The sequence below is a fragment of the Actinoplanes subglobosus genome (assembly GCF_042650585.1).
Taxonomy (GTDB): Bacteria; Actinomycetota; Actinomycetes; order Mycobacteriales; family Micromonosporaceae; genus Actinoplanes; species Actinoplanes subglobosus.
On the sequence record NZ_JBHSBL010000017.1, the window covers coordinates 415,248 to 435,467 of the forward strand.

The following is a 20,220-nucleotide window of genomic DNA, read 5'->3' on the forward strand; positions in this document are numbered from 1 at the left end:
GCCGCTCAGCCGATTGCGGCTAGCGTGTGCGCCATGCCTGACCTGACCGCCGGACTGCGCCGTACGCTTTCCCGGCTTCCCCGGCGCCGGGTCCTGCCCGCCGCGGCCGCCCTCGTGGTGCTGGCCGGTGCCGCTGTGTGGGCGTTACGGCCCACGCCCGACGCCTGGACCACCGAGGACCTCCGGCTCGCCGGCGCTGACGTCGAGCTCGACGCGCGCTTCTACCTGCCGGCCGACCGGGACGGCAAGGTGCCCGCGGTGCTGCTCGCCCACGGGTTCGGCGGCACCAAGGAGTCGGTCCGTGACGACGCCGAGTCGCTGGCCGAGCGCGGTTACGCGGTTCTGACGTACACCGCCCGCGGGTTCGGCCGCAGCACCGGGCAGATCCACCTGGACAGCCCCGATCACGAGGTCAAGGACGCGCAGAAGCTGCTCGACTGGCTGGCCGCCCGTCCCGAGGTGGTCACCGACGCCACCGGCGATCCGAAGGTGGCGGCGGTCGGCGGCTCCTACGGCGGGGCGCTGGCCCTCATGCTGGCCGGTCAGGACCAGCGGGTCGACGCGATCGTCCCGCAGATCACGTGGAATGATCTGAACCAGGCCCTGGTCCCCGGCGGCGTCTTCAAGAAGGCGTGGGCCGGCTACTTCTTCGGCAACGGCGGCGCCTCGGCCCTGGGCCTGATGGGCGGCGGCGGGCGTGGCGGCGAGATGCCCGCGACCGACCCCGCCTGCGGCCGGTTCGCCGAGGACGTCTGCAAGGCCTACCTGCAGATGGCCACCACCGGCACCCCCGATGAGACGACCCGGGCGCTGCTGCTCAAGTCCAGCCCGGCCACCGTCCTCGACAAGATCAAGGCGCCGACGCTGCTGATCCAGGGCGCCGTCGACACCCTCTTCCCGCTCTCCGAGGCGGACGCCAACGCCAAGGGCATCGCCGCGACCGGCACCCCGGTGCGGGTCGCCTGGTTCACCGGCGGCCACGACGGCGGCGCCGGCCCGTCCTCCGACTCCGACCGGCTCAAATACCTGACGGTCCAGTGGCTCGACCACTACCTGAAGGGCGAGGGCGACGCGCCCGGCGACGACTTCACGTTCTCCCGGGTGGCCGGGTTCAGCGCGCTCGACCGCGGGCTGGTCACCAACGGCTACTCCACCGAGTCGTACCCGGGGCTCACCGGCACCGGCAGCACCGAGATCACCCTGGCCGGCGAGGCGCAGGCGATCGCGAACCCGCCGAACGGCAACCCCGGCGCCATCTCCTCGGTGCCCGGCATCACCAGCCGGCTCAGCTCGGTGCTCAGCGGTGGCGTCGCCATGGACGTCCCCGGCCAGCACGCGATCTTCGAGTCGGCGGCGCTGACCGCGCCGGTGGAGGTGGCCGGCGCGCCCACGCTGCGACTGCGGGCGGCGTCACCGACCGGCGAGGCGGTGCTCTTCGTCAAGCTCTACGACGTCGACGCCAACGGGTCGGCGACGCTCAGCGCGGGGCTGGTGGCGCCGATCAAGCTCACCGGCCTGCCGGCCGACATCAATGCGGCCTCACCGGTCAGCGTGACGCTCCCGGCCATCGTCCGGCAGATCGAGGCAGGTCATACGGTACGGATCACCGTCGCCACCTCCGATCAGGCGTTCCTCACTCCCGCCCAGCCCGCGACGTACACGGTCGCGGTCGAGCCGGCCCTGACCCTGCCCACGCTGACCGGCACGCCGATCGCCGACCCGGGCAGCCTCTGGTGGTTCGTGCTGGCCGGCGTGATCGGGGCGATCCTGCTCGGCCTGGCCGTGCTGCTGGTGGTCAGCCGGGTCCGGCACCGGCGGCGTGACGTGGCCGTGGTCGGGGAGCACGCGGACACCCCGCTGGTGGTGAACGGGCTGCGCAAGGCCTACGGCGACGGGTTCGTGGCGGTCCAGGAGATCGGCTTCACCGTCGAGCGCGGGCAGGTCGTCGGCCTGCTCGGGCCGAACGGTGCGGGCAAGACGACGACGCTGCGGGTGCTGATGGGCCTGACCCAGCCGACCGCGGGCGAGATCTACGTCTTCGGGCACCGGCTGGTCCCGGGCGCCCCGATCCTGTCGCGGGTCGGCGCGCTCGTCGAGGGCCCCGGCTTCCTGCCGCACCTGACCGGTGAGGAGAACCTGAAGGCGTACTGGCAGGCCACCGGCCGCCCGTGGGCCGACGCCCACTTCGAGGAGGCGCTGGAGATCGCCGGCCTGGGCGACTCGGTGCACCGCAAGACCCGGAAGTACAGCCACGGCATGCGGCAGCGGCTCGCGATCGCGCAGGCCATGCTCGGCCTGCCGGAGCTGCTGGTGCTCGACGAGCCGACGGACGGGCTGGACCCGCCGCAGATCGCCGAGATGCGCCGTGTCCTGCAGCGCTACGCGACCGACGGCCGGGCCGTGCTGGTCTCCAGCCACCTGCTCGCCGAGGTGGAGCAGACCTGCACCCACGCGGTCGTCGTCAACAAGGGCCGGATCGTCGCGTCCGGTCCGGTCAGCGACATCGTCGGGGACTCCCCGTCGGTCCAGCTGGACGTCTCCGACGTGCCCGCCGCCACCCGGATCCTCGAGGACCTCGGGGTGGCCTCGGTCAAGACCGAAGGCCCCAACGGGCTGATCGTGGACATGAACGGGACGGCCCGTTCCACGGTGGTCGCCTCGCTGGTCGAGGCCGGCATCGGGGTGGACCGGCTGGTGCCGCGCCGTCGCCTGGAGGACGCGTTCCTGTCCCTGGTCGGCGACAACTCGCGAGGAAGTGGAGACCGATGACCACCCTGGAGGCCGCTTCCGGCTACAAGCCGTCGCGCACCATGCCGCTCTGGGCCGAGGTGCGCCGGCAGGCGTCCCGCCGGCGCACCCAGATGGCGCTCGGCTTCATGGTGCTGCTGCCGCTGATCGTCCTGGCCGCCTTCGAGTTCGGTGGCGGCGGCCGCGACGACGACGACGGCAACGGCGGCGGCGCGTTCAGCAGCATGGCCGACCTGGCCACCTCCGGCGGGCTGAACTTCGCGCTCTTCGGGCTCGCCGTCTCGGCCGGGTTCCTGCTGGTCGTGGTGGTCGCGTTGTTCTTCGGTGACACCGTGGCCAGCGAGGCGAGCTGGGGCAGCCTGCGCTACCTGCTGGCGATCCCGGTCCCGCGGGCCCGGCTGCTCGGCGTCAAGCTGACCGTCGCCGCCGGCTACTCGCTGCTGGCCCTGTTCCTGCTGGTCGGCACCAGCCTGCTGGTCGGCACGCTGCGGTACGGCTGGTCCCCGATGGGCAGCACGATCGCCGCCGAGATCCCACCCGGCGAGGGCCTGCTGCGTCTGCTGGCGATCTGCGCCTACCTGGCGACCACCCTGCTCGTCGTGGCCGGCCTGGCGTTCCTGCTGTCGGTGCTGACCGACGCCGCTCTCGGGGCGGTCGGCGGCGCGGTGCTGCTCTGGATCCTGTCCAGCATCCTGGACCAGATCGACGCCCTCGGCAGCATCCGTAACGGCCTGCCCACCCACTACACGGACGCCTGGATGGGCCTGCTCTCCACCCCGGTGCAGACCGAGGACCTGGCGAAGGGGGCGATCTCCGCGGTCGTCTACGCCACCCTTTTCTGGGGTATCGCGTTCCTCCGGTTCACCCGCAAGGACGTCACGTCCTGACGTGCAATCGAGTTGACGGCCGGGCGGCCGCGCGATGGCATGGCGGTCGTGACGGCTGACTTCGCGATCCGCCCGGCCCGCCCCGACGACGCCGCGGGGGCGGTCGCCCTCCGCTCCGTGGTCCATCCCTATCTGGTCCGGGGCGAGGCGGCCACCCGCCGCATGTTCGCCGAGCCACCACCCGACGGGGACCGGATCTTCCTGGTGGCCGAGAGGGACGGCGGGATCGTCGGCTTCACCTCGGCGTTCCGGGACACCCGCTCGGCCGATTCCGGGTTCGGCCGGGTCGCTCTGCACGTGCACCCGCGGCACCGCGGCCGGGGTCTCGGTGCCGCCCTGCTCGGCGAGGCGGTCGGCCACCTGCGGTCGGTCGGGGTCCGGCGGGCGAGCAGCTGGGCCGCCCCGGACGCGGTCCGGTTCGCCCGCGCCCACGGGTTCGAGCCGTCCCGCGAGATGCGCTTCTCGGCCCTGGACCTGACCGGGTTCGGCGATCGGCCGTTCGTGCCGGCGCCACCCGGGATCCAGGTGGTGCGGCTGCGTGAGGTGGCGGAGGAGGCGTTGTACGCGGCGGACGTGGCGGCCGCGACCGACGAGCCCGGTGAGACCCCGCCGCAGCCCACGCCGTACCCGTTGTGGCGTTATGAGATCTGGGACGAACCGGGTCTGGACCGTGACGCCAGCACCGCCGCCGTCGCGGGCGGGGAGATCGTGTCGTTCTCGCTGGTCCTGCGCGACGGCGACCGGATGTGGTCGGACATGACCGCCACCGTCCCGGCACGTCGCGGCCAGGGGCTGGCCCGGCTGGTGAAGACGGCGGCACTGCGGCGTGCCGCGGCCTCCGGGGTACGCGCCGCCTTCACCAGCAACGACGAGGAGAACAAGCCGATGCTCGCGGTCAACGAGAGTCTTGGCTACCGCCCGGTGGCCACCCAGATCTCCTGCCTCGCCGAGTTCTGAAGGGTGTTCGCTCACACCTCGGGAACTTCGTGTGGCGTACGCGGGATCTCGTCGTAAGGTGTTGGAAACAACTGAATACCTCATCCAGAGGGGCAGAGGGATACGGCCCGACGAAGCCCCGGCAACCACCGCACAGCGATTCTCGATGACGAGCCGCGTGTGGCAGGTGCTAATTCCGTCCCCGTTCCGGCAGGTCGCCGCGGGGAAAGATGAGAGGAAACTCTAATGACGTCTGTCGTCGACGCGCCCTCGCACACCTCCGCCTCGCCCGCTCGTGGCCTGATCTGCCGCGCCTGCAGCGCCGAGTACCCTCTGGCCGCGCAGCACGCCTGTTACGAGTGTTTCGGCCCGCTCGAGGTCGCCTACGACGAGGCGGCGCTCGCGCGGGTGACCCGGGCCCAGATCGAGGCGGGCCCGCAGAACATCTGGCGTTACGCGGCTCTGCTGCCGGCCGGCCAGGACCCGGCGACCCGGGTGACCCTCGACCCGGGCCTGACCCCGCTGGTCGCCGCCCCGCAGCTGGCCGCGGCGGTCGGCATCGAGGCTCCGCTCTACGTCAAGGACGACTCGCAGAACCCGACGCACTCGTTCAAGGACCGGGTCGTCTCGGTGGCCCTGACCGCCGCCAAGGAGCTGGGCTTCAACCGCTTCTCCTGCGCCTCGACCGGCAACCTGGCCAACTCGGTCGCCGCCCACGCGGCCCGGGCCGGTGTCCCGAGCATCGTCTTCATCCCGGCCGACCTCGAGCCCGGCAAGATCATCACCACCGCGGTGTACGGCGGCGAGCTCGTCGCCATCGAGGGCTCCTACGACGACGTGAACCGGCTGTGCAGCGAGCTCGTGGAGACCGACGAGTTCGAGGACACCGCGTTCGTGAACGTGAACGTCCGCCCGTTCTACGCCGAGGGGTCCAAGACTCTGGGCTACGAGGTCGCCGAGCAGCTCGGCTGGCGCATCCCGGCCCAGGTGGTCATCCCGATGGCCTCCGGTGAGCTGCTCACCAAGGTGGACAAGGCGTTCAGCGAGCTGGTCGAGATCGGACTGGCCGAGGCCCCGGAGGGCGGCTGGACCGTGTTCGGCGCCCAGTCCGAGGGCTGCAACCCGATCGCTGTCGCCCTGCATGCCGACACCGACGTGATCACCCCGGTGAAGCCGACCGGCATCGCCAAGTCGCTCAACATCGGTGACCCGGCCGCCGGGCCGTACGCGATCGAGGCCGTCCGCCGCACCGGCGGCTGGATGGACTACGCGAACGACGACGAGATCCGTGCGGGCATCCGGCTGCTGGCCGAGACGACCGGCATCTTCGCCGAGACCGCCGGCGGCACCACCGTCGCGGTGCTCAAGAAGCTCGTGGCGAGCGGCAAGCTCGACCCCACGAAGGAGACGGTCGTCTACAACACCGGCGAGGGCCTGAAGACGCTCGACGCGGTCGCCGGCCAGGTTGGACCGACCCACACGATCAAGCCGTCGCTGCGCGGCGCCCGGGAGGCCGGCCTGCTCGGCTGACCCTGTTCCGGGTCGTCCGAGCAGACGGGCGAAGGTCACCAATTCGTGACCAACTCTCACTGACCGTCACCGGCGATCAGCCGGTTGTCAGAATTACCTCCTCCGAGGACTTGCACTCCGATCTCCGGATGGGCAGGATGCTCTCTGCGGGAGGACGCGACGCCGTACGAGGCCCCTCACCAGAGCTTGGCGACAATCTCCGAGGGTCCCAACGATCCAGCGCTGACCCAAACGGCTACGTGCCCGGAGGCGTTGTGCGTCCGTCCTCCCGACCAACTTCCTTTCGCAGCAGCCTGACGACCCACGGCCGCAGCGGGAGATCGAGCGGGTAATGCCCGTCGGCCAGGCCCGCGTTCCTCTCGAACCAGTTGCGCACCCCGTAGGACGTGGTCAGCGCGATCGACCAGCCACACGCGACCCAGTAGGCGGGCCAGAAGAGCGGGCCGAAGAACGCGTACTGGCTCGCGTGCCGGGACTCGTGCGTGAACAGCCGCAGTCGCTCCTCGGCGAGCAGCCACTCGGCGGACCGGTTCGTGATGATCACCGAGCCGACCGTGAAGCACGAGCCGGCCGGCATCCGGAACCGGAAGTTCTCCGCGATCAGCACCCCGTGCCGGCCCCGCCGGACCTTCGTGCCGGTACCGAGGGCCAGCAGCAGACCGACGAGGGTCGTCCCGTTCACCGCGGTCAGCGTCGTCCGCGTCACGTGCCACCCGCGCCCGGCCATCTCAGACCCGCCGGCGCATCTGCAACTCGGTGAGAGCGGGGACGGTCGGGTGCGGCAGACGGACACCGGTGTCGGCGAAACCGAGTTTCTCGTACGCCCGGACGGCCCGCTCGTTGCCGCAGACCACCTCGAGCATCAGCTCGTCACGCCCGGCCGCCGCGGACCAGTCGGCGACCGCCTCGACGAGCCGGCCGAGCATCTTGCCGCCCCGGCTGGCCGGGGTCAGGTAGACCGCGAAGATGACGGTGCAGCCCGGTTCGCCGGGAACCGTGGTCCCGCCGGCGTGCCCGACCAGCGGCCCACCCGGGTCGACGATGAACTGGGCGGTGTCGAACCCCTCCGACGACTGCCGGATTCGCTGCCGGTAGCTCTCGTGCGGCCGGGCGGCGGCCTGCGCCAGTGTCTCCAGGAACGCCAGCGGACTGTCGGCCAGCATCTCCAGGCGGAGCGCCCGCATCCGCCCGGCGTCGTCCGGGGTCACCCGCCGTACGTCCCAGTTCTCCATGCGTCCATCACTACCGCTGGGGCTGCGGGTCGGCAAGCAGGTTGTCGCTAAACCGGTTGGCGGGGGTGCGGCATGATTCGACGGTGAGCGATGAGTTCCCGCGGCCGTACGCGGAGGAGCCCCCTGTCCTCGAGTCCCTCTCCGGCCTCCGGCTCGTCCGTGCCCACCCGTGGTCCGTCGCCGCGACGGTGGCCGTCACCGCACTGCTGATGACGATCCACCCGCTGATGATCAGGGCGGCGATCGACTCGGACACCTTCTACGACGACCTCGTGCTCCTCCGGAGAGTGCTCCCGCTGCTCGCCGTCCTTCCCACGGTGGTGCCGCTGACGGTGGTCGCCCTGCTGGCGAGGCGGCGGGTGACGGTGCTCCGGGTGGCGGCGCTGCTGGTGGCGTCGGTTCTCGTCGTCATGGCCGCGGACTCGGTGTACGACTTGCTTCCGCTCTCCCTCACCCTCGGCGGCGGCGTGTGGTCCTGGCTCGTCCCGGCCGGGTACAGCGTGGTGACCCTGCTGTTCCTGGGCCTGCTCGCCGCCGTCCTGTACCCGGCCGCGACGCGCAGCGACCTACGGCTCCTGGTGCTGGCCTCGGTCGTCGTGACGGTGCTGTACCAGTTCACGATTCTGATCGACGAGCCCGGCAGCGAGCCGGATCTGTGGACGTGGGTGGTGGCGTTCGGGGTGGACGCCGTGGTCGGGGTCGCCTGGGCGATTGCGGCGCTCGTCACGTCCCGTCCGGCCGTCCCTGCCCGTGCCGGCACCCCCGCTGAGCTGGGCCGTCAAGATCCTTAGTCGAAACCGCGGCCACCGGCGGGGATTCGCGGGAAGATGGGGTTTCTTGCACTCGCCATCGGAGAGTGCTAAACAAGTGATTGGCACTCGCGCATGCTGAGTGCCAACAGGTCGGGACGGTGGGGTTCCGGTCGCGATGCTGCCATCGGCATCGGGGCACGGAGCCGGTCGTCGCGGGCTATCCGGCTCGGCCTGAGGACGTCACCTTCGCCAGGTGGTGGCGTCCGCAGACTTCCTCAACGTGCGGAGAGCGGGGCCGACGAGGCCCGGCACCGCGGATGTCCGGGAGGACAACGCCGTATGGCCAAGATCATCGCATTCGACGAGGAGGCTCGTCGGGGCCTCGAGCGTGGCATGAACCAGCTCGCCGACGCCGTCAAGGTGACGCTCGGCCCCAAGGGTCGCAACGTCGTGCTCGAGAAGAAGTGGGGCGCCCCCACGATCACCAACGATGGTGTATCCATCGCCAAGGAGATCGAGCTCGAGGACACCTTCGAGAAGATCGGCGCCGAGCTGGTCAAGGAGGTCGCCAAGAAGACCGACGACGTCGCCGGTGACGGCACGACGACCGCGACCGTCCTGGCCCAGGCGCTGGTCCGGGAGGGCCTGCGCAACGTGGCCGCCGGCGCCAACCCGCTGGGTCTCAAGCGGGGCATCGAGGCCGCGGTCGCCAGCGTTTCCGAGGCGCTCTCGCAGCTCGCCAAGGACGTGGAGACCAAGGAGCAGATCGCCTCCACCGCCTCCATCTCCGCCGGTGACTCCACGGTCGGCGAGATCATCGCCGAGGCCATGGACAAGGTCGGCAAGGAAGGCGTCATCACCGTCGAGGAGAGCAACACCTTCGGGCTGGAGCTGGAGCTCACCGAGGGCATGCGCTTCGACAAGGGCTACATCTCGGCGTACTTCATGACCGACGCCGAGCGCATGGAGGCCGTCTTCGACGACCCCTACATCCTCATCGCGAACAGCAAGATCTCCGCGGTCAAGGACCTGCTGCCGATCCTCGAGAAGGTCATGCAGTCCGGCAAGCCGCTGGTCATCATCGCCGAGGACGTCGAGGGCGAGGCCCTGGCCACCCTGGTCGTCAACAAGGTCCGTGGCACCTTCAAGTCGGTCGCCGTCAAGGCCCCCGGCTTCGGTGACCGCCGCAAGGCCATGCTGGAGGACATCGCCATCCTGACCGGTGGCGCCGTCATCAGCGAGGAGGTCGGCCTCAAGCTCGACGCCGCCGACCTGTCGCTGCTCGGCTCGGCCCGCAAGATCGTCATCACCAAGGACGAGACCACCGTCGTCGACGGCGCCGGCAACGGCGAGCAGATCCAGGGCCGGGTCAACCAGATCCGCGCCGAGATCGAGCGCTCGGACTCCGACTACGACCGTGAGAAGCTGCAGGAGCGTCTGGCCAAGCTGGCCGGCGGCGTTGCGGTCATCAAGGTCGGCGCGGCCACCGAGGTCGAGCTCAAGGAGCGCAAGCACCGCATCGAGGACGCCGTTCGCAACGCGAAGGCGGCCGTCGAGGAGGGCATCGTCCCCGGTGGTGGCGTCGCGCTGGTTCAGGCCGGCAAGACCGCGTTCGACAAGCTGGACCTGGCCGGCGACGAGGCCACCGGCGCGCAGATCGTCAAGGTCGCGCTCGATGCCCCGCTGCGTCAGATCGCCGTGAACGCCGGCCTCGAGGGCGGCGTCGTGGTGGAGAAGGTGCGCAACCTCGACGCGGGTCACGGCCTCAACGCCGCGACCGGCGAGTACGTCGACCTCCTGGCCGCGGGCATCATCGACCCGGCCAAGGTCACCCGCTCGGCGCTGCAGAACGCCGCGTCGATCGCCGCGCTGTTCCTCACCACCGAGGCCGTCGTGGCCGACAAGCCCGAGAAGACCCCGGCTCCGGCCGGTGCCCCGGGCGGCGGTGACATGGACTTCTGAGTCCATGAGTAACACCAGGTGATACCTGACGAACGGGCGGGCCGCCCTCAGCGGCCCGCCCGTTCGGCGTTTCCACCGATCGCCACCGGGTCGTCGTTGACCGTTCGCGGTGCCGCGCGGTTTACCCTTCGCGGTGCCGCGCGGGTCGGGCGGCGGTCTGGCGGTCGGTTTCTCACTGTTTGCGGTGTCGTCCGGGTCGGGTGGCGGTCTGGCGGTCGGTTTCTCACCGTTTGCGGTGTCGTCCGGGTCGGGCGGCGGTCCGGCGGTCGGTTTCTCACTGTTTGCGGTGTCGTCCGGGTCGGGTGGCGGTCTGGCGGTCGGTTTCTCACCGTTTGCGGTGTCGTCCGGGCCGGGCGGCGGTCAGCCAGCGCAGGAACGCCCCGGTGAGTACGACCAGCGCACCCGCCCGGGCCACGGAGGCGCTGTCCGGGCCGGTCACCGGCATGTCGGGCCGGGCCGCCGTGACCCGGACCGTGATCATCCCGGTCGCCGTACCGCCACGCCCGTCGGTGATCGTGTAGGTGAACCGGTCGAGGCCGGTGAAACCGTCGTCGGGGATGTAGGTGACCGCGCCGATGCTCTCCCCGGCGGCCGCGATCCCGGGGCCGGGGCCGGTGCGCGCCGTTCCGTGGGCCGGCCGGCCCACGCCCACGAGGGTGATGTCGTCGCCGTCGGGGTCCGAGTCGTTGCCAGCCGGCCACAACGTCACCTCCTCGCCCGAGGTCACCGCGGTCAGGTCACCGGTCACCAGGGGAGGCCGGTTCGGCCCGGACGACGGCGGGGCCGGTGACGGCGAACCGGGTGACGGCGAACCGGGTGACGGCGAACCGGGTGACGGCGAACCGGGTGACGGTGACCCCGGTGACGGCGAACCGGGCACCGGCGACGGCGAGCCGGAGGGCGGCGCACCCGGCGACGGGGAGGTCGGTGACGGTGGGACCGGCGGGGACGCCGAGGCCGTAGCGGACGGCGTGGGCCGGGGCAGCCGGTAGATGTGGACGGTCACCGCGGCGCTGTCGGTGCGGCCCATGTCGTCGCTGATCGTGTACGTGAGCGAGTCAGTCCACGCGCCCGGCGCCGAGACGTACGTGACCGTCCCGCCGGTGTCGATGACCGCCGTGCCGCCCCCGGTCGTGCGGACCTCGGTCACCGTGAGGGGCTGGCCGGTGTTCGGGTCGTGGTCGTTGGCGAGTACGTCCAGGATCGTCGGTGCGGACTCCTCCGCGGCGAAGTCGTCGTCCACGGCGACCGGCGGGGCGTTGCGGACGATCACGGTGAGGACGGCCGACGACGAGGCCCGCGCCGGGTCCTCGATCGTGTAGCCGACCGTGTCGACACCCTGGAACCCGGCCCGCGGACGGTAGGTGACGGTGCCGCCCGGCCCCCGGCGGATCGTGCCGAACCCGCCCCCGGTCACGGCGGCGACGGTGACCGGGTCGCCGTTCGCGTCGTCGTCGTTGCCGAGCAGGTCGACGGTGACGGGTGTGTCCGTGTCGGTGACGGCGGTGTCGGCCCTGGCCTGCGGCGCGATGTTGACGACGCCGATGGTCACGGTAGTGGTCGTCGTGCCGTTCCCGTCGCTGAGTGTGTAGTCGAACGTGTCCGGCCCCAGATACCCGGCCGTCGGGGTGAACGTGATCATCCGGCCCGGCCCGGGTACGGCGGTTCCGTGTGCGGGCGGGACCGTCACGGTGACGGTCACCGTCTCCCCGTTCGGGTCGTCGGTGTCGTTGGCGAACACGTCGATCACCTTGGCGCTGCCGGCCGGGACGGTGATCGCGTCGGCGCGGGCCACCGGCAGCCCGTTCGTCACGGTCACCGTGATGCGCCGGGTGTCGGTGCCGCCGTTGCCGTCGTCGATCGTGAAGTCGAAGTCGTCCGTACCCCAGAAGGTCTGATCGGGGGTGTAGCGGATGATGCCGCCTGCCTGGACCACCGCGGTGCCGTGCGCCGGGATCGTGGTCCCGGCGATCCGGAGCGGATCGCCCGTGTTGACGTCGGTGGCCCCGGTGAGCACGTCGACGTCGGCGTACTGGCCGGTGCCGATGGTGGCGGTGTGATCCGTGGCTACCGGGGAAGCATTACGCACGGTGACCGTGACCGTCGCCGTGACGGTGGTGTGGCCGTCGCTGATCGCGTAAGGGAACGTCACGTCGCCGCGGAACCCGGCCGGCGGCTGGTAGCGGACCAGGTCGTTGTCGTCGATCGCGGTCCCGTCGGCGGGCGTGCCGACGGAGTCGATCCCGAGCGGGTCGCCGTCCGGGTCGTAGTCGTTGTCGATCACGTCGATCAGCACATCGGTGTGGTGATCGGTCGACGCCAGGTCGTCGGCGGCGGTCGGCGCCGTGTTCGCCACGTCCACCCAGACGTCACCGATGTCCTGGTCACCGTGGCTGTCCATGACCGTGTAGGTGAAGTGTGCCCGGCCGGTGAACCCGCCGGCCGGGGTGAAGGTGAGCACGTTCCCGGCCTGGCCGACGGTGCCCTCGGCCGGATCGGGCGGGATGTGAACGGCTACCGACAGCGGGTCGGGGACGTTGACGTCGGTGTCGTTGTCCAGCACGGCGATCGCGACGGCCTGCCCGGACGGGGTGCCGGTCTCGTCGTCGCCGGCGACCGGCGGCACGTTCGCGGTGGTCACCGTGATCGTGGCGGTACGGACTCCGCCGCTGCCGTCGTCGACCTGGTAACTGAACGTGTCCGTCCCGGTCCAGCCGACCGACGGGAGGTAGGTGATCTTCCCGTCCGCTCCGGCGACGGCGGTGCCATGGCCTGGGACGCTGGCCAGCGTGACGGTCAGGACGGTGTCGTCCGGGTCGCTGACCAGGGCCGCCACGTCGATGGTGACCGGGTCGTTGTGCGAGGTCACGGCGTTGGCGGCGGGTGCGGTCGGCCGGCTGTTGACCCGTAGCGTCGCGGTCGCGGTGTCGTCTCCGGGCCCGGTGTCCCGGCCGTCCCCGGCCACGGTCAGGGTGGCCACCGCCGAGGCCGCGGCGGTGGAGCCGGCCTCGGCCGGAACGGTCACGCTCGCCTGATGGCCGGCCAGCAGCGGCCCGAGCGGGCAGGTGACGACGGCGCCGACGGCCATGCAGCCGAACGGCAGGGTGCCCGCGGTGACCCCGGCCGGGAGGGTGATCGTGACGCGGGCGTCCGGTTCCAGGTCGGGGCCGCCGTTGGTGACGATCGCGGTGTACGCCACCGGCTGCGGCGTGGCCGGCCGCTGCACCGTGTCCGGGGTGACGGTGAGCGCCGCGGCCAGGTCGGCGTCCGGCTGGAGCACGGTGCTGGCCACCGCCCCGCCCGACGAGGTGACGCTCACGCTGGTGGTCCGCCCGGTGTAGCCGGCGTTGACCATGTTGCTGATCGCGTGCCCGGCCGGTACGCCCACGTCGACCCGGACCCGGAACGTCACCCAGGTCGCCCCGAGGTAGGGGATGCTGCCCAGCCGGAACACCGCCGCCCCACCGGTCACCTCGGCGGCGTCCGCGTCGGCCGGGTCGGCGGCCGGCACCCCCTCGACGGTCAGCGAGCCGGGCACGTAGGTGGTCCAGGCCGGGAAGGCGTCCGAGATGACCACGCCGTCGGCCCAGTCGTTGCCCTCGTTGCGGACCTCGATCCGGTACTCGATCTCGTCGCCGGGCAGCAGCGAATCGCCGTCGACGTCGGTGGCCGTCGAGGTGGTCACGATCTTCGGGGCGTAGAGGTCGATGGCGATGGTGATGACGCCCGGGTAGTACGTCTCCCCGTTGGTCTTCATGCTCAGGGTGGCGCTGGTGACCGCGTTGCCGAGCACCCCGTCCGCGGCGATCTGGTCGATGTCGACGCCGAACAGGTTGGTGTAGGGCGGGTTCCGGCCTCCGACCGGCGACCCGCGTTCACTGACCGTGCTGTTGAAGACGTTGTCCGCCGGGTTCGCCCCGTCGCTCAGGAGCTGCCCGTCCAGGCGCAGCTCGTCGCCGAACTTGCCCAGGTCGCCCTCGTAGGAGACGGCACCCACCTCGGTGTGGACCGGCCCGCTGTGCGGTGTCTCGAAGCCGGTCACCGGGATCTGCACCGACTCGGTCCCGGAGATCGACCCGAAGCCGTCGTAGACGCGCAGGCTGCGGTAGTCCTCGGCGGCGTTGCGGTAGGCGATCACCAGGGTCCAGCCGGCGTAGCGGTCGACGCCCCGGCCGGACTGGATGTTCGCCACCCCGTAGACCCCGTCACCGGCCCCGGCGACCAGCGCCGTCACGTCGGCGAAGCCCTGGTAGGCGCCGGTGGCGGAGATCATGAACAGGCTGGTCGAGACGACCGGGGTCCAGGTGGCGGCGGAGGGCGTACGAAAGAGGACCTTGCCCTTGTCCGCCGGGGTGGGTGCGGCGGCACCGCTGGTGCCGGCCCGCGGATCGGCGCCCCAGTAGAGACCGGCGAAGAGGACGCTGCTGCCGGCCGGCATGGCCACCGTCGCGGTGCTGTCGTTGAACGTCGCCGGGTCCCCGTCGGTGTCGGTGTAGACCATGGCGTAGCCGTTGTCGTTGAGTTCCTCGGTGGCCGTGGAACCGATGCCGTTGCGGGCATTGGCACAGGTGCCGACCCCGATCGGGCAGGTCAGACTGGCGTTGCCGCGCAGCATGATCGCGCCGTTCGCGTTCACGTCGAACCGGGCGGCGAACGGTGTGGTGATCGCCGCCTCGGCAGGGCCGGGCGGCGCCGCCGTGATCAGCACGGCCAGGACCAGGAGCAGGATGCCGAGCAGCCGTCCCCGCACCACCTCACGCTAGCCGCAGAGATCGTCCCCGCCGGGGTGAACGGCCGAAGGGGCGGGCCGCGTGCGCGACCCGCCCCCGACGTGCCCGGCGGTCAGATCCGGTGCCGCCCGGCCCGGTGCCGGCCCGGCTGCCCGGCGGTGAACAGCAACAGGGCCCCGCCGACCACGATCGCGACGACTCCCGCCGAGATGGCGGGGACGAGGTCGAGGCCGGTCGTCGGCAGTTCCACGCCGGCGGCGGCGGTGATCCGGATGGCGATCGTCGCCTGGGCGGTGCTCCCGTTCACGTCCTGGATCGTGTAGGAGAGCGTCTCCGTGCCGGTGAAGCCGGTGGGCGCCACATAGGTGACGACCGAGCCGGTCATCGTCGCGGTGCCGTGGTCCGGCTTGCTGATCTTGAGGAGGGTCAGGGCACCGCCGTTCGGGTCGCTGTCGTTCGCGGTCGGGTCGAAGGAGAGTGACCCGCCGGACTCGACGGTGTACCGGTCCTTCACCGCGGCCGGTGCCCCGTCGACCCCCGCCACGGTCACCCGGACGGTGCCGGTGGTCCGGTTGCCGTCCGCGTCCACGGCCTCATAGGTGAACGAGTCCACGCCGACGAAACCGGGATCCGGGGTGTAGGTGAACGTGCCGTCCCCGTTCAGCCGCACCGTTCCGTGCTCCGGCTGCCCGACCGAGGTCACCGTGATGCCGATGCCGTTCTCGTCGACGGTCGGCAGCGGGATGACGACCGGCTGGTTCGGATGGGTGGCCGCCTCCTTGTCCGGGGCCTGCGGCGCGGGGGAGACCGCCACCGTCACGGTCGAGCCGGCGCTCTGCCCGAGGGCGTCCCGGGTCGAGTACGCGAAGGTGGCGACACCGGAGAAGCCCTCCGACGGGGTGTAGACGACCTGGTCACCGTCGACCGCCGCGGTGCCGTCGCCGGGCGTGCCGACGGACACCACGGCCAGGGAGCCGTCCGGGTCCACGTCGTTGTCGAGCACCGGGATGGTGATCGTCCGCTGGTACGGGGTGGTCGCCCGGTCCGGCACGGCGACCGGGCGATGGTCGGTCACGGTCACCGACACGGTGCCGGTGTCCCGGCCGCCGGCACCGTCGCCGACCACGTAGGTGAACTCGTCGACACCGGTGAAGTCCTTTGCCGGGGTGTACCGGATCCCGGCATCGGAGGCGACGGCCGTACCGTGGCCGGGATCGCCGACCGCGGTCACGGCGAGGGTCTGGTCGCCGTTCGGGTCGGTGTCGTTGCCGAGCACGTCCACGTCGACGTACCGGCCGCTCTCCACGGCGGCGACGTCGGCCACGGCGGTCGGTGCGGCGTTGCCCACCACCACGGTGACCTGGCCGACGCCGGTGTCACCGGCGGCGTCCTCGACGGTGTAGGTGAAGGTGTCGACGCCGTGGAAGCCCGCGTCCGGGCTGTACCGGACGATGCGGCTCGGGCTGACGGTCACGTGCCCGTGCGCCGGTGCCGTGGTCCGGACGACGGCCAGCAGATCGCCGTCCGGGTCACCGTCGTTGGCGGTCACGTCGATGTCGACCGGGGTACCGGGATCGGTCGAGGCCGTGTCGGGTCCCGCCACCGGCACCGCCGAGACCGCCACGGTGACGGTGGCCGTGTCGGTGGCCCCGAGATCGTCGGTGAGCACGTAGTCGAACGTGTCGGTGCCGGCGTATCCCCGGGTGGCGGTGTAGGTGAGGACACCGTTGGCCACTTTGACCGTTCCGTGGGCGGGGGCCCCGGCCCGCGCCACGCTCAGCGCCTGGCCGGTGTTCGGGTCGGTGTCGTTGGCGAGCACGTTCAGCTTGACGGCGACGCCGGACCGCACCGTGGAACGGTCGTCGATAGCGTTCGGTGCCACGTTGGCGACGGTGATGACCACGGACGCCGAGTCGGTGTTCCCGGCCGGGTCGGCGACGGTGTACGTGAACAGGTCGGTCCCGCAGAAGCCGGGGTTCGGGGTGTATCCGACGACGCCGTCCGGGCTGGTGACGATCGTGCCGTGGGCCGGCGCGGTCGTCGCGGTCATGGTCAGCACGTCGCCGTTCGGGTCGATGTCGTTGGTGAGGACGTTGATCGTCACCGGGCTGTCGGTGCCGGTGCCCGCCGTGTCCGGGTGGGCCTGCGGCGGCATGTCGACCGCGACCACCGTGACGGTCGCCTGGGCGGTGCCGCCGTGGCCGTCGTCGATCGTGTAGCGGAACGTGTCGGTGCCGTGGAATCCGTCGCGGGCCTGGTACTCGACGCCGTCGCCGACCACGGTGGCGCGGCCGTTCGCGGGTGCCGTGTCGACGGTGACGGCCAGGGCGTCGCCGTTCGGGTCGGTGTCGTTGCCGAGCACGTCCAGCGCGGCCGGTGCGTTCGAGGACACGGTGAAGGCGTCGGTACGGGCGACCGGCACCGCGTTGGCGACGTTGATCGTCACCGTGCCGGTGGCACTCGCCCGGCCGTCACTGACCGTGTACCCGAAGGCGTCGGTGCCACGGAAGCCGCTGTCCGGGGTGTAGGTGAGCGTGCCGTCGCCGTTGAGCACCACGGTCCCGTGCGCCGGGGTGGTGGTGCCGGTGACGGTCAGCGTGTCGCCGTTCGGGTCGGTCGAGTGGCCGGCCGGGTCGACGACCACCGCCGTGCCGTGCGTGGTGTCCGCCGACTCGGCCGCCGCGACGGGCTCCGCGTTGGCCACCGTCACCTCCACCGTGGCCGTGGCGGTCTGCCCGCTGTCGTCCCGGATCGTGTAGGTGAACCGGGCGGTCCCGGAGAAGCCGGCCGGCGCGGTGTAGGTGACCTTGTCGTTCCCGGCCTGGGCGCCGCCGTGGTTCGGTGTGGTCACCGAGACGACGGTGAGTGTGTCGCCGTTCGGGTCGGTGTCGTTGGCGAGCACGTCGACGGTCGCGGTGCCGCGGTAGGGAACGGTGCCGGTGTCGTCGGCGGCGACCGGGGGGCCGTTGGCCACGGTGACCGTGACGTCGCCGACGGCGGTGCCGCCGTGACCGTCCGAGATGGTGTAGCTGAAGGTCACCAGGCCCTTGACCGTCGCCGACGGGGTGTAGACCACCTTGCCGTCACTCACCCGGGTCGATCCCGCGCCGGATCGCGGCTGGGTCACCGAGTCGATCGTACGGGTGTCGCCGTTGGCGTCGGTGTCGTTGGCCAGCACGTCGATCGTGACCGGTGCGGCCGGCCCGGTCGAGGTGTCGTCGTCCACCGCGACCGGGGCGGCGTTCGCGGTTCCGACGCTGATCGTCGCCGTGTCCGAGGCGCCGTTCACGTCGGTCACCCGGTAGACGAAGGTGTCGTCGCCACGCCAGCCCGGGTTCGGCGTGTAGGTGATCGTCTGGTCGTCGTTCACCACCACCGTGCCGTGTGCCGGCGGGGTGCTGATCGTGATGGTGAGGTCGTTCCGGCTGTCGTCGGCGTCGGTGACGTCGTCCCGTACCCGGATGATCACCGCCGTTCCGGAGCCGGTGCTGGCCGACCCGGCGCTCGCCTTGGGCGACGAGTTGAGGGTCAGCATCGCGCTGTCGGTGTCGTTCGCCGGAGTGGTGTCGTCGCCGATGCCGGTGACGGTGAGCCCGGCCGTGACCGTGTCGGCCGCGCTGCCGTCCACGGTGGCCGGGAAGCTCGCCGCGGCGCTGGTGGCCGGTGCGATCGGGGTCAGCGCGCAGGTCACCCGGCGCGCCACGGCCGAGCAGCCGTTCGGCATCGCCCCGGGGGTCACGCCGGCGGGCAGGTCGACGGTGGCGACCGGCTGCGGTTCGAGGGCGACGCCGTCGTTGCGGGCCGAGGCGGTGAACGTGACGGTGGCCGGGGTCGCGTCCCGGTTCACCACGGCGGGCGTCGCGGTCAGGTGCGCGACCAGGTCGACGCTCGGCCGCCGGACCGTCACGACCGAGGTGTCACCGATACCGTTGAGCAGGAGCCCGGTGCTGGCGCCGACATAGGTCATGGTCGGCACGTTGACGATCGAGGTGCCGGGGGCGGTGTTCTCGTTCACCCGGGCCAGGAAGCTGACGTCGGTGGTGGCGCCGACCGCCAGGTCCGGCAGGGCGAAGGCGAGCGGGTTCGCGGTGTCGGCGACCGGGTTACCGGCCACCGTCATCGAGCCGGGCACGTAGGTCAAGCCGCTGGGCACCGCGTCGGAGAGGACCGCGTTGCGGGCGCCGTCGCTGCCCTCGTTGTGCACCGCGATGCGGTAGTGGACTAGGTCGCCGGGGTTCAGCTCGCCGCCGTTCAGGTCGTCGACGGTGGTGCCGGCGTCCAGGTCGGGGGCGAACAGGGCGGTGGTGAAGGTGATCGCGCCCGGGTAGAAGGTGTCACCGACGGTGGTCAGCCGCAGCGCCGCCGAGGTGTCGTTGTTGGCCAGCAGCCCGGTGGCGTCGAACTGGTCGGCGTCGATGCCCATCAGGTTCTTCGCGTTCGGGTTGCGCGCGGTGTTCGCCGTGCCGCCGGAGCTGACGCTGCTGTTGAAGAAGTTGGCCACCGGGTTCTCCGGGTCGGCCATCGAGATGCCGTTCAGCTTGAGGGCGTCGCCGACCTTGCCGTAGTCACCCTCGTAGACGACGGTGCCGATGGCGGCGTCGAACGCCCCGGTCTGCGGCGTCTGGATGCCGGACACGGTGATGTCCACCGAGGCCGAGTTGCTGCTGACCACGCCGTAGCCGTCATAGATGCGCAGGCTGTGCATCGGTTCGTCGGCGTGGTAGTACGCGATCACCAGGGCCCACCCGGCGTAGCGGTCGTTGCCGGTGCCCGCCTCGATGTCGGCGACCCGGTAGACGCCGTTGCCCGCACCCGCGACCTGCGCGGTCACGTCCGCGAACTGCTGATAGGTGGTGAGCCCGGACGGCTCGTAGTTGGTGGTCGCGTTGATCGCGGCCAGGGCGCTGCCGGGGACGCCGAAGCGCACGATCCGCTTGCGGGCGGCGTTCCGGGCCACCGCCCCACCGGTGCCGGCGCTGGTGTCGGCGCTCCAGTAGAGCCCGGCGAACAGGACCCGGCTGCCGGTCGGCATGCTGACCGTCGCCTCGCTGTCGTTGAACGTGTCGGTGCTGCCGTCGGCATCGGTGTAGCCCATGACGTAGCCGTTGTTGTTCAGCGTCTCGGTGCCGTTGTTGTCGTTGATCCCGGCCCGGGCGTGCGCACACGTCGCCACCGCCGCCGAGCACTGCATGTTCGTGTTCCCGGTGATCAGGATCGAGCCGTTCGTGTTGGCGCTGTACCGCGTCGTGAACGGATTGGTGATCGCCGCCTCCGCCTGTTTCGAGGAGACGGCGATACCGAGGGCGACCACCAGTGCCATGGTGATGATGGTGGTGATCACCTGCCGCGCGCGGGTACGCAGAACGGCTCGAGGCATGTTTTCTCGCATCCGGGGGGAGGCGGCCCTACTGGCCGGGAATCGCCGACCCTAAGAGCGGATGAG

Annotated in this window: 10 protein-coding genes and 1 riboswitch; of the genes, 6 read left to right on the forward strand and 4 right to left on the reverse strand. The window is 71.4% G+C overall.

Features of this window, described 5'->3' with window-relative positions:
• Positions 1-33 precede the first annotated feature (33 nt).
• From ACFO0C_RS19810 to thrC, 4 genes are all read left to right on the forward strand, one after another.
• Positions 34-2,769: an alpha/beta fold hydrolase gene (locus tag ACFO0C_RS19810; protein WP_378068123.1), complete on the forward strand. Its 2,736-nt coding sequence runs from the start codon at positions 34-36 to the stop codon at positions 2,767-2,769.
• Positions 2,766-3,635 (forward strand): ABC transporter permease, encoded by an 870-nt coding sequence (locus tag ACFO0C_RS19815; protein WP_378068124.1) that lies wholly within the window; start codon positions 2,766-2,768, stop codon positions 3,633-3,635. The genes ACFO0C_RS19810 and ACFO0C_RS19815 overlap by 4 nt, the downstream gene beginning before the upstream one ends.
• A gap of 48 nt (positions 3,636-3,683) precedes the next feature.
• Positions 3,684-4,592: a GNAT family N-acetyltransferase gene (locus ACFO0C_RS19820; RefSeq protein WP_378068125.1), complete on the forward strand. Its 909-nt coding sequence runs from the start codon at positions 3,684-3,686 to the stop codon at positions 4,590-4,592.
• A 77-nt stretch (positions 4,593-4,669) separates the two neighbouring features.
• Positions 4,670-4,808: riboswitch (SAM riboswitch) on the forward strand.
• 9 nt (positions 4,809-4,817) lie between these two features.
• Entirely contained in the window at positions 4,818-6,101 is a 1,284-nt protein-coding gene (gene thrC / locus ACFO0C_RS19825; protein ID WP_378068126.1) for a threonine synthase, read from the forward strand.
• Between the two features lie 235 nt (positions 6,102-6,336).
• Here the strand turns inward: thrC and ACFO0C_RS19830 are convergent, their stop codons facing one another.
• Together ACFO0C_RS19830 and ACFO0C_RS19835 are read right to left on the reverse strand one after the other, a co-directional pair.
• Positions 6,337-6,807, reverse strand: a complete 471-nt coding sequence (locus tag ACFO0C_RS19830; protein WP_378068127.1) for a hypothetical protein — start codon at positions 6,805-6,807, stop codon at positions 6,337-6,339.
• Positions 6,808-6,829: 22 nt separating this feature from the next.
• A complete protein-coding gene (locus ACFO0C_RS19835; protein WP_378068128.1) occupies positions 6,830-7,333 on the reverse strand; it encodes a GNAT family N-acetyltransferase in 504 nt (167 codons plus the stop codon).
• An 83-nt stretch (positions 7,334-7,416) separates the two neighbouring features.
• On the opposite strand from ACFO0C_RS19835, the gene ACFO0C_RS19840 reads away from it, so the two are divergent.
• Together ACFO0C_RS19840 and groL are read left to right on the forward strand one after the other, a co-directional pair.
• Entirely contained in the window at positions 7,417-8,124 is a 708-nt protein-coding gene (locus tag ACFO0C_RS19840) for a hypothetical protein (RefSeq protein ID WP_378068129.1), read from the forward strand.
• Between the two features lie 300 nt (positions 8,125-8,424).
• Complete coding sequence (gene groL / locus ACFO0C_RS19845; protein ID WP_378068130.1) at positions 8,425-10,047, forward strand: chaperonin GroEL; 1,623 nt, start codon at positions 8,425-8,427, stop codon at positions 10,045-10,047.
• A 325-nt stretch (positions 10,048-10,372) separates the two neighbouring features.
• Here groL and ACFO0C_RS19850 read toward each other — a convergent pair whose 3' ends face one another.
• Positions 10,373-14,797 carry an Ig-like domain-containing protein gene (locus ACFO0C_RS19850; RefSeq protein ID WP_378068131.1) on the reverse strand — a complete coding sequence of 1,475 codons (4,425 nt, stop codon included), beginning with the start codon at positions 14,795-14,797 and terminating at the stop codon, positions 10,373-10,375.
• Positions 14,798-14,889: 92 nt separating this feature from the next.
• Entirely contained in the window at positions 14,890-20,154 is a 5,265-nt protein-coding gene (locus ACFO0C_RS19855; protein ID WP_378068132.1) for an Ig-like domain-containing protein, read from the reverse strand.
• Between the last annotated feature and the right edge of the window lie 66 nt (positions 20,155-20,220).

Bases quoted from the DNA above. Each gene is read 5' to 3' on its own strand.
- ACFO0C_RS19810 (WP_378068123.1), top strand. From the start codon at position 34: ATGCCTGACCTGACCGCCGGACTGCGCCGTACGCTTTCCCGGCTTCCC.
- ACFO0C_RS19815 (WP_378068124.1), top strand. From the start codon at position 2,766: ATGACCACCCTGGAGGCCGCTTCCGGCTACAAGCCGTCGCGCACCATG.
- thrC (WP_378068126.1), top strand. From the start codon at position 4,818: ATGACGTCTGTCGTCGACGCGCCCTCGCACACCTCCGCCTCGCCCGCT.
- ACFO0C_RS19835 (WP_378068128.1), bottom strand. From the start codon at position 7,333: ATGGAGAACTGGGACGTACGGCGGGTGACCCCGGACGACGCCGGGCGG.
- groL (WP_378068130.1), top strand. From the start codon at position 8,425: ATGGCCAAGATCATCGCATTCGACGAGGAGGCTCGTCGGGGCCTCGAG.
- ACFO0C_RS19855 (WP_378068132.1), bottom strand. From the start codon at position 20,154: ATGCCTCGAGCCGTTCTGCGTACCCGCGCGCGGCAGGTGATCACCACC.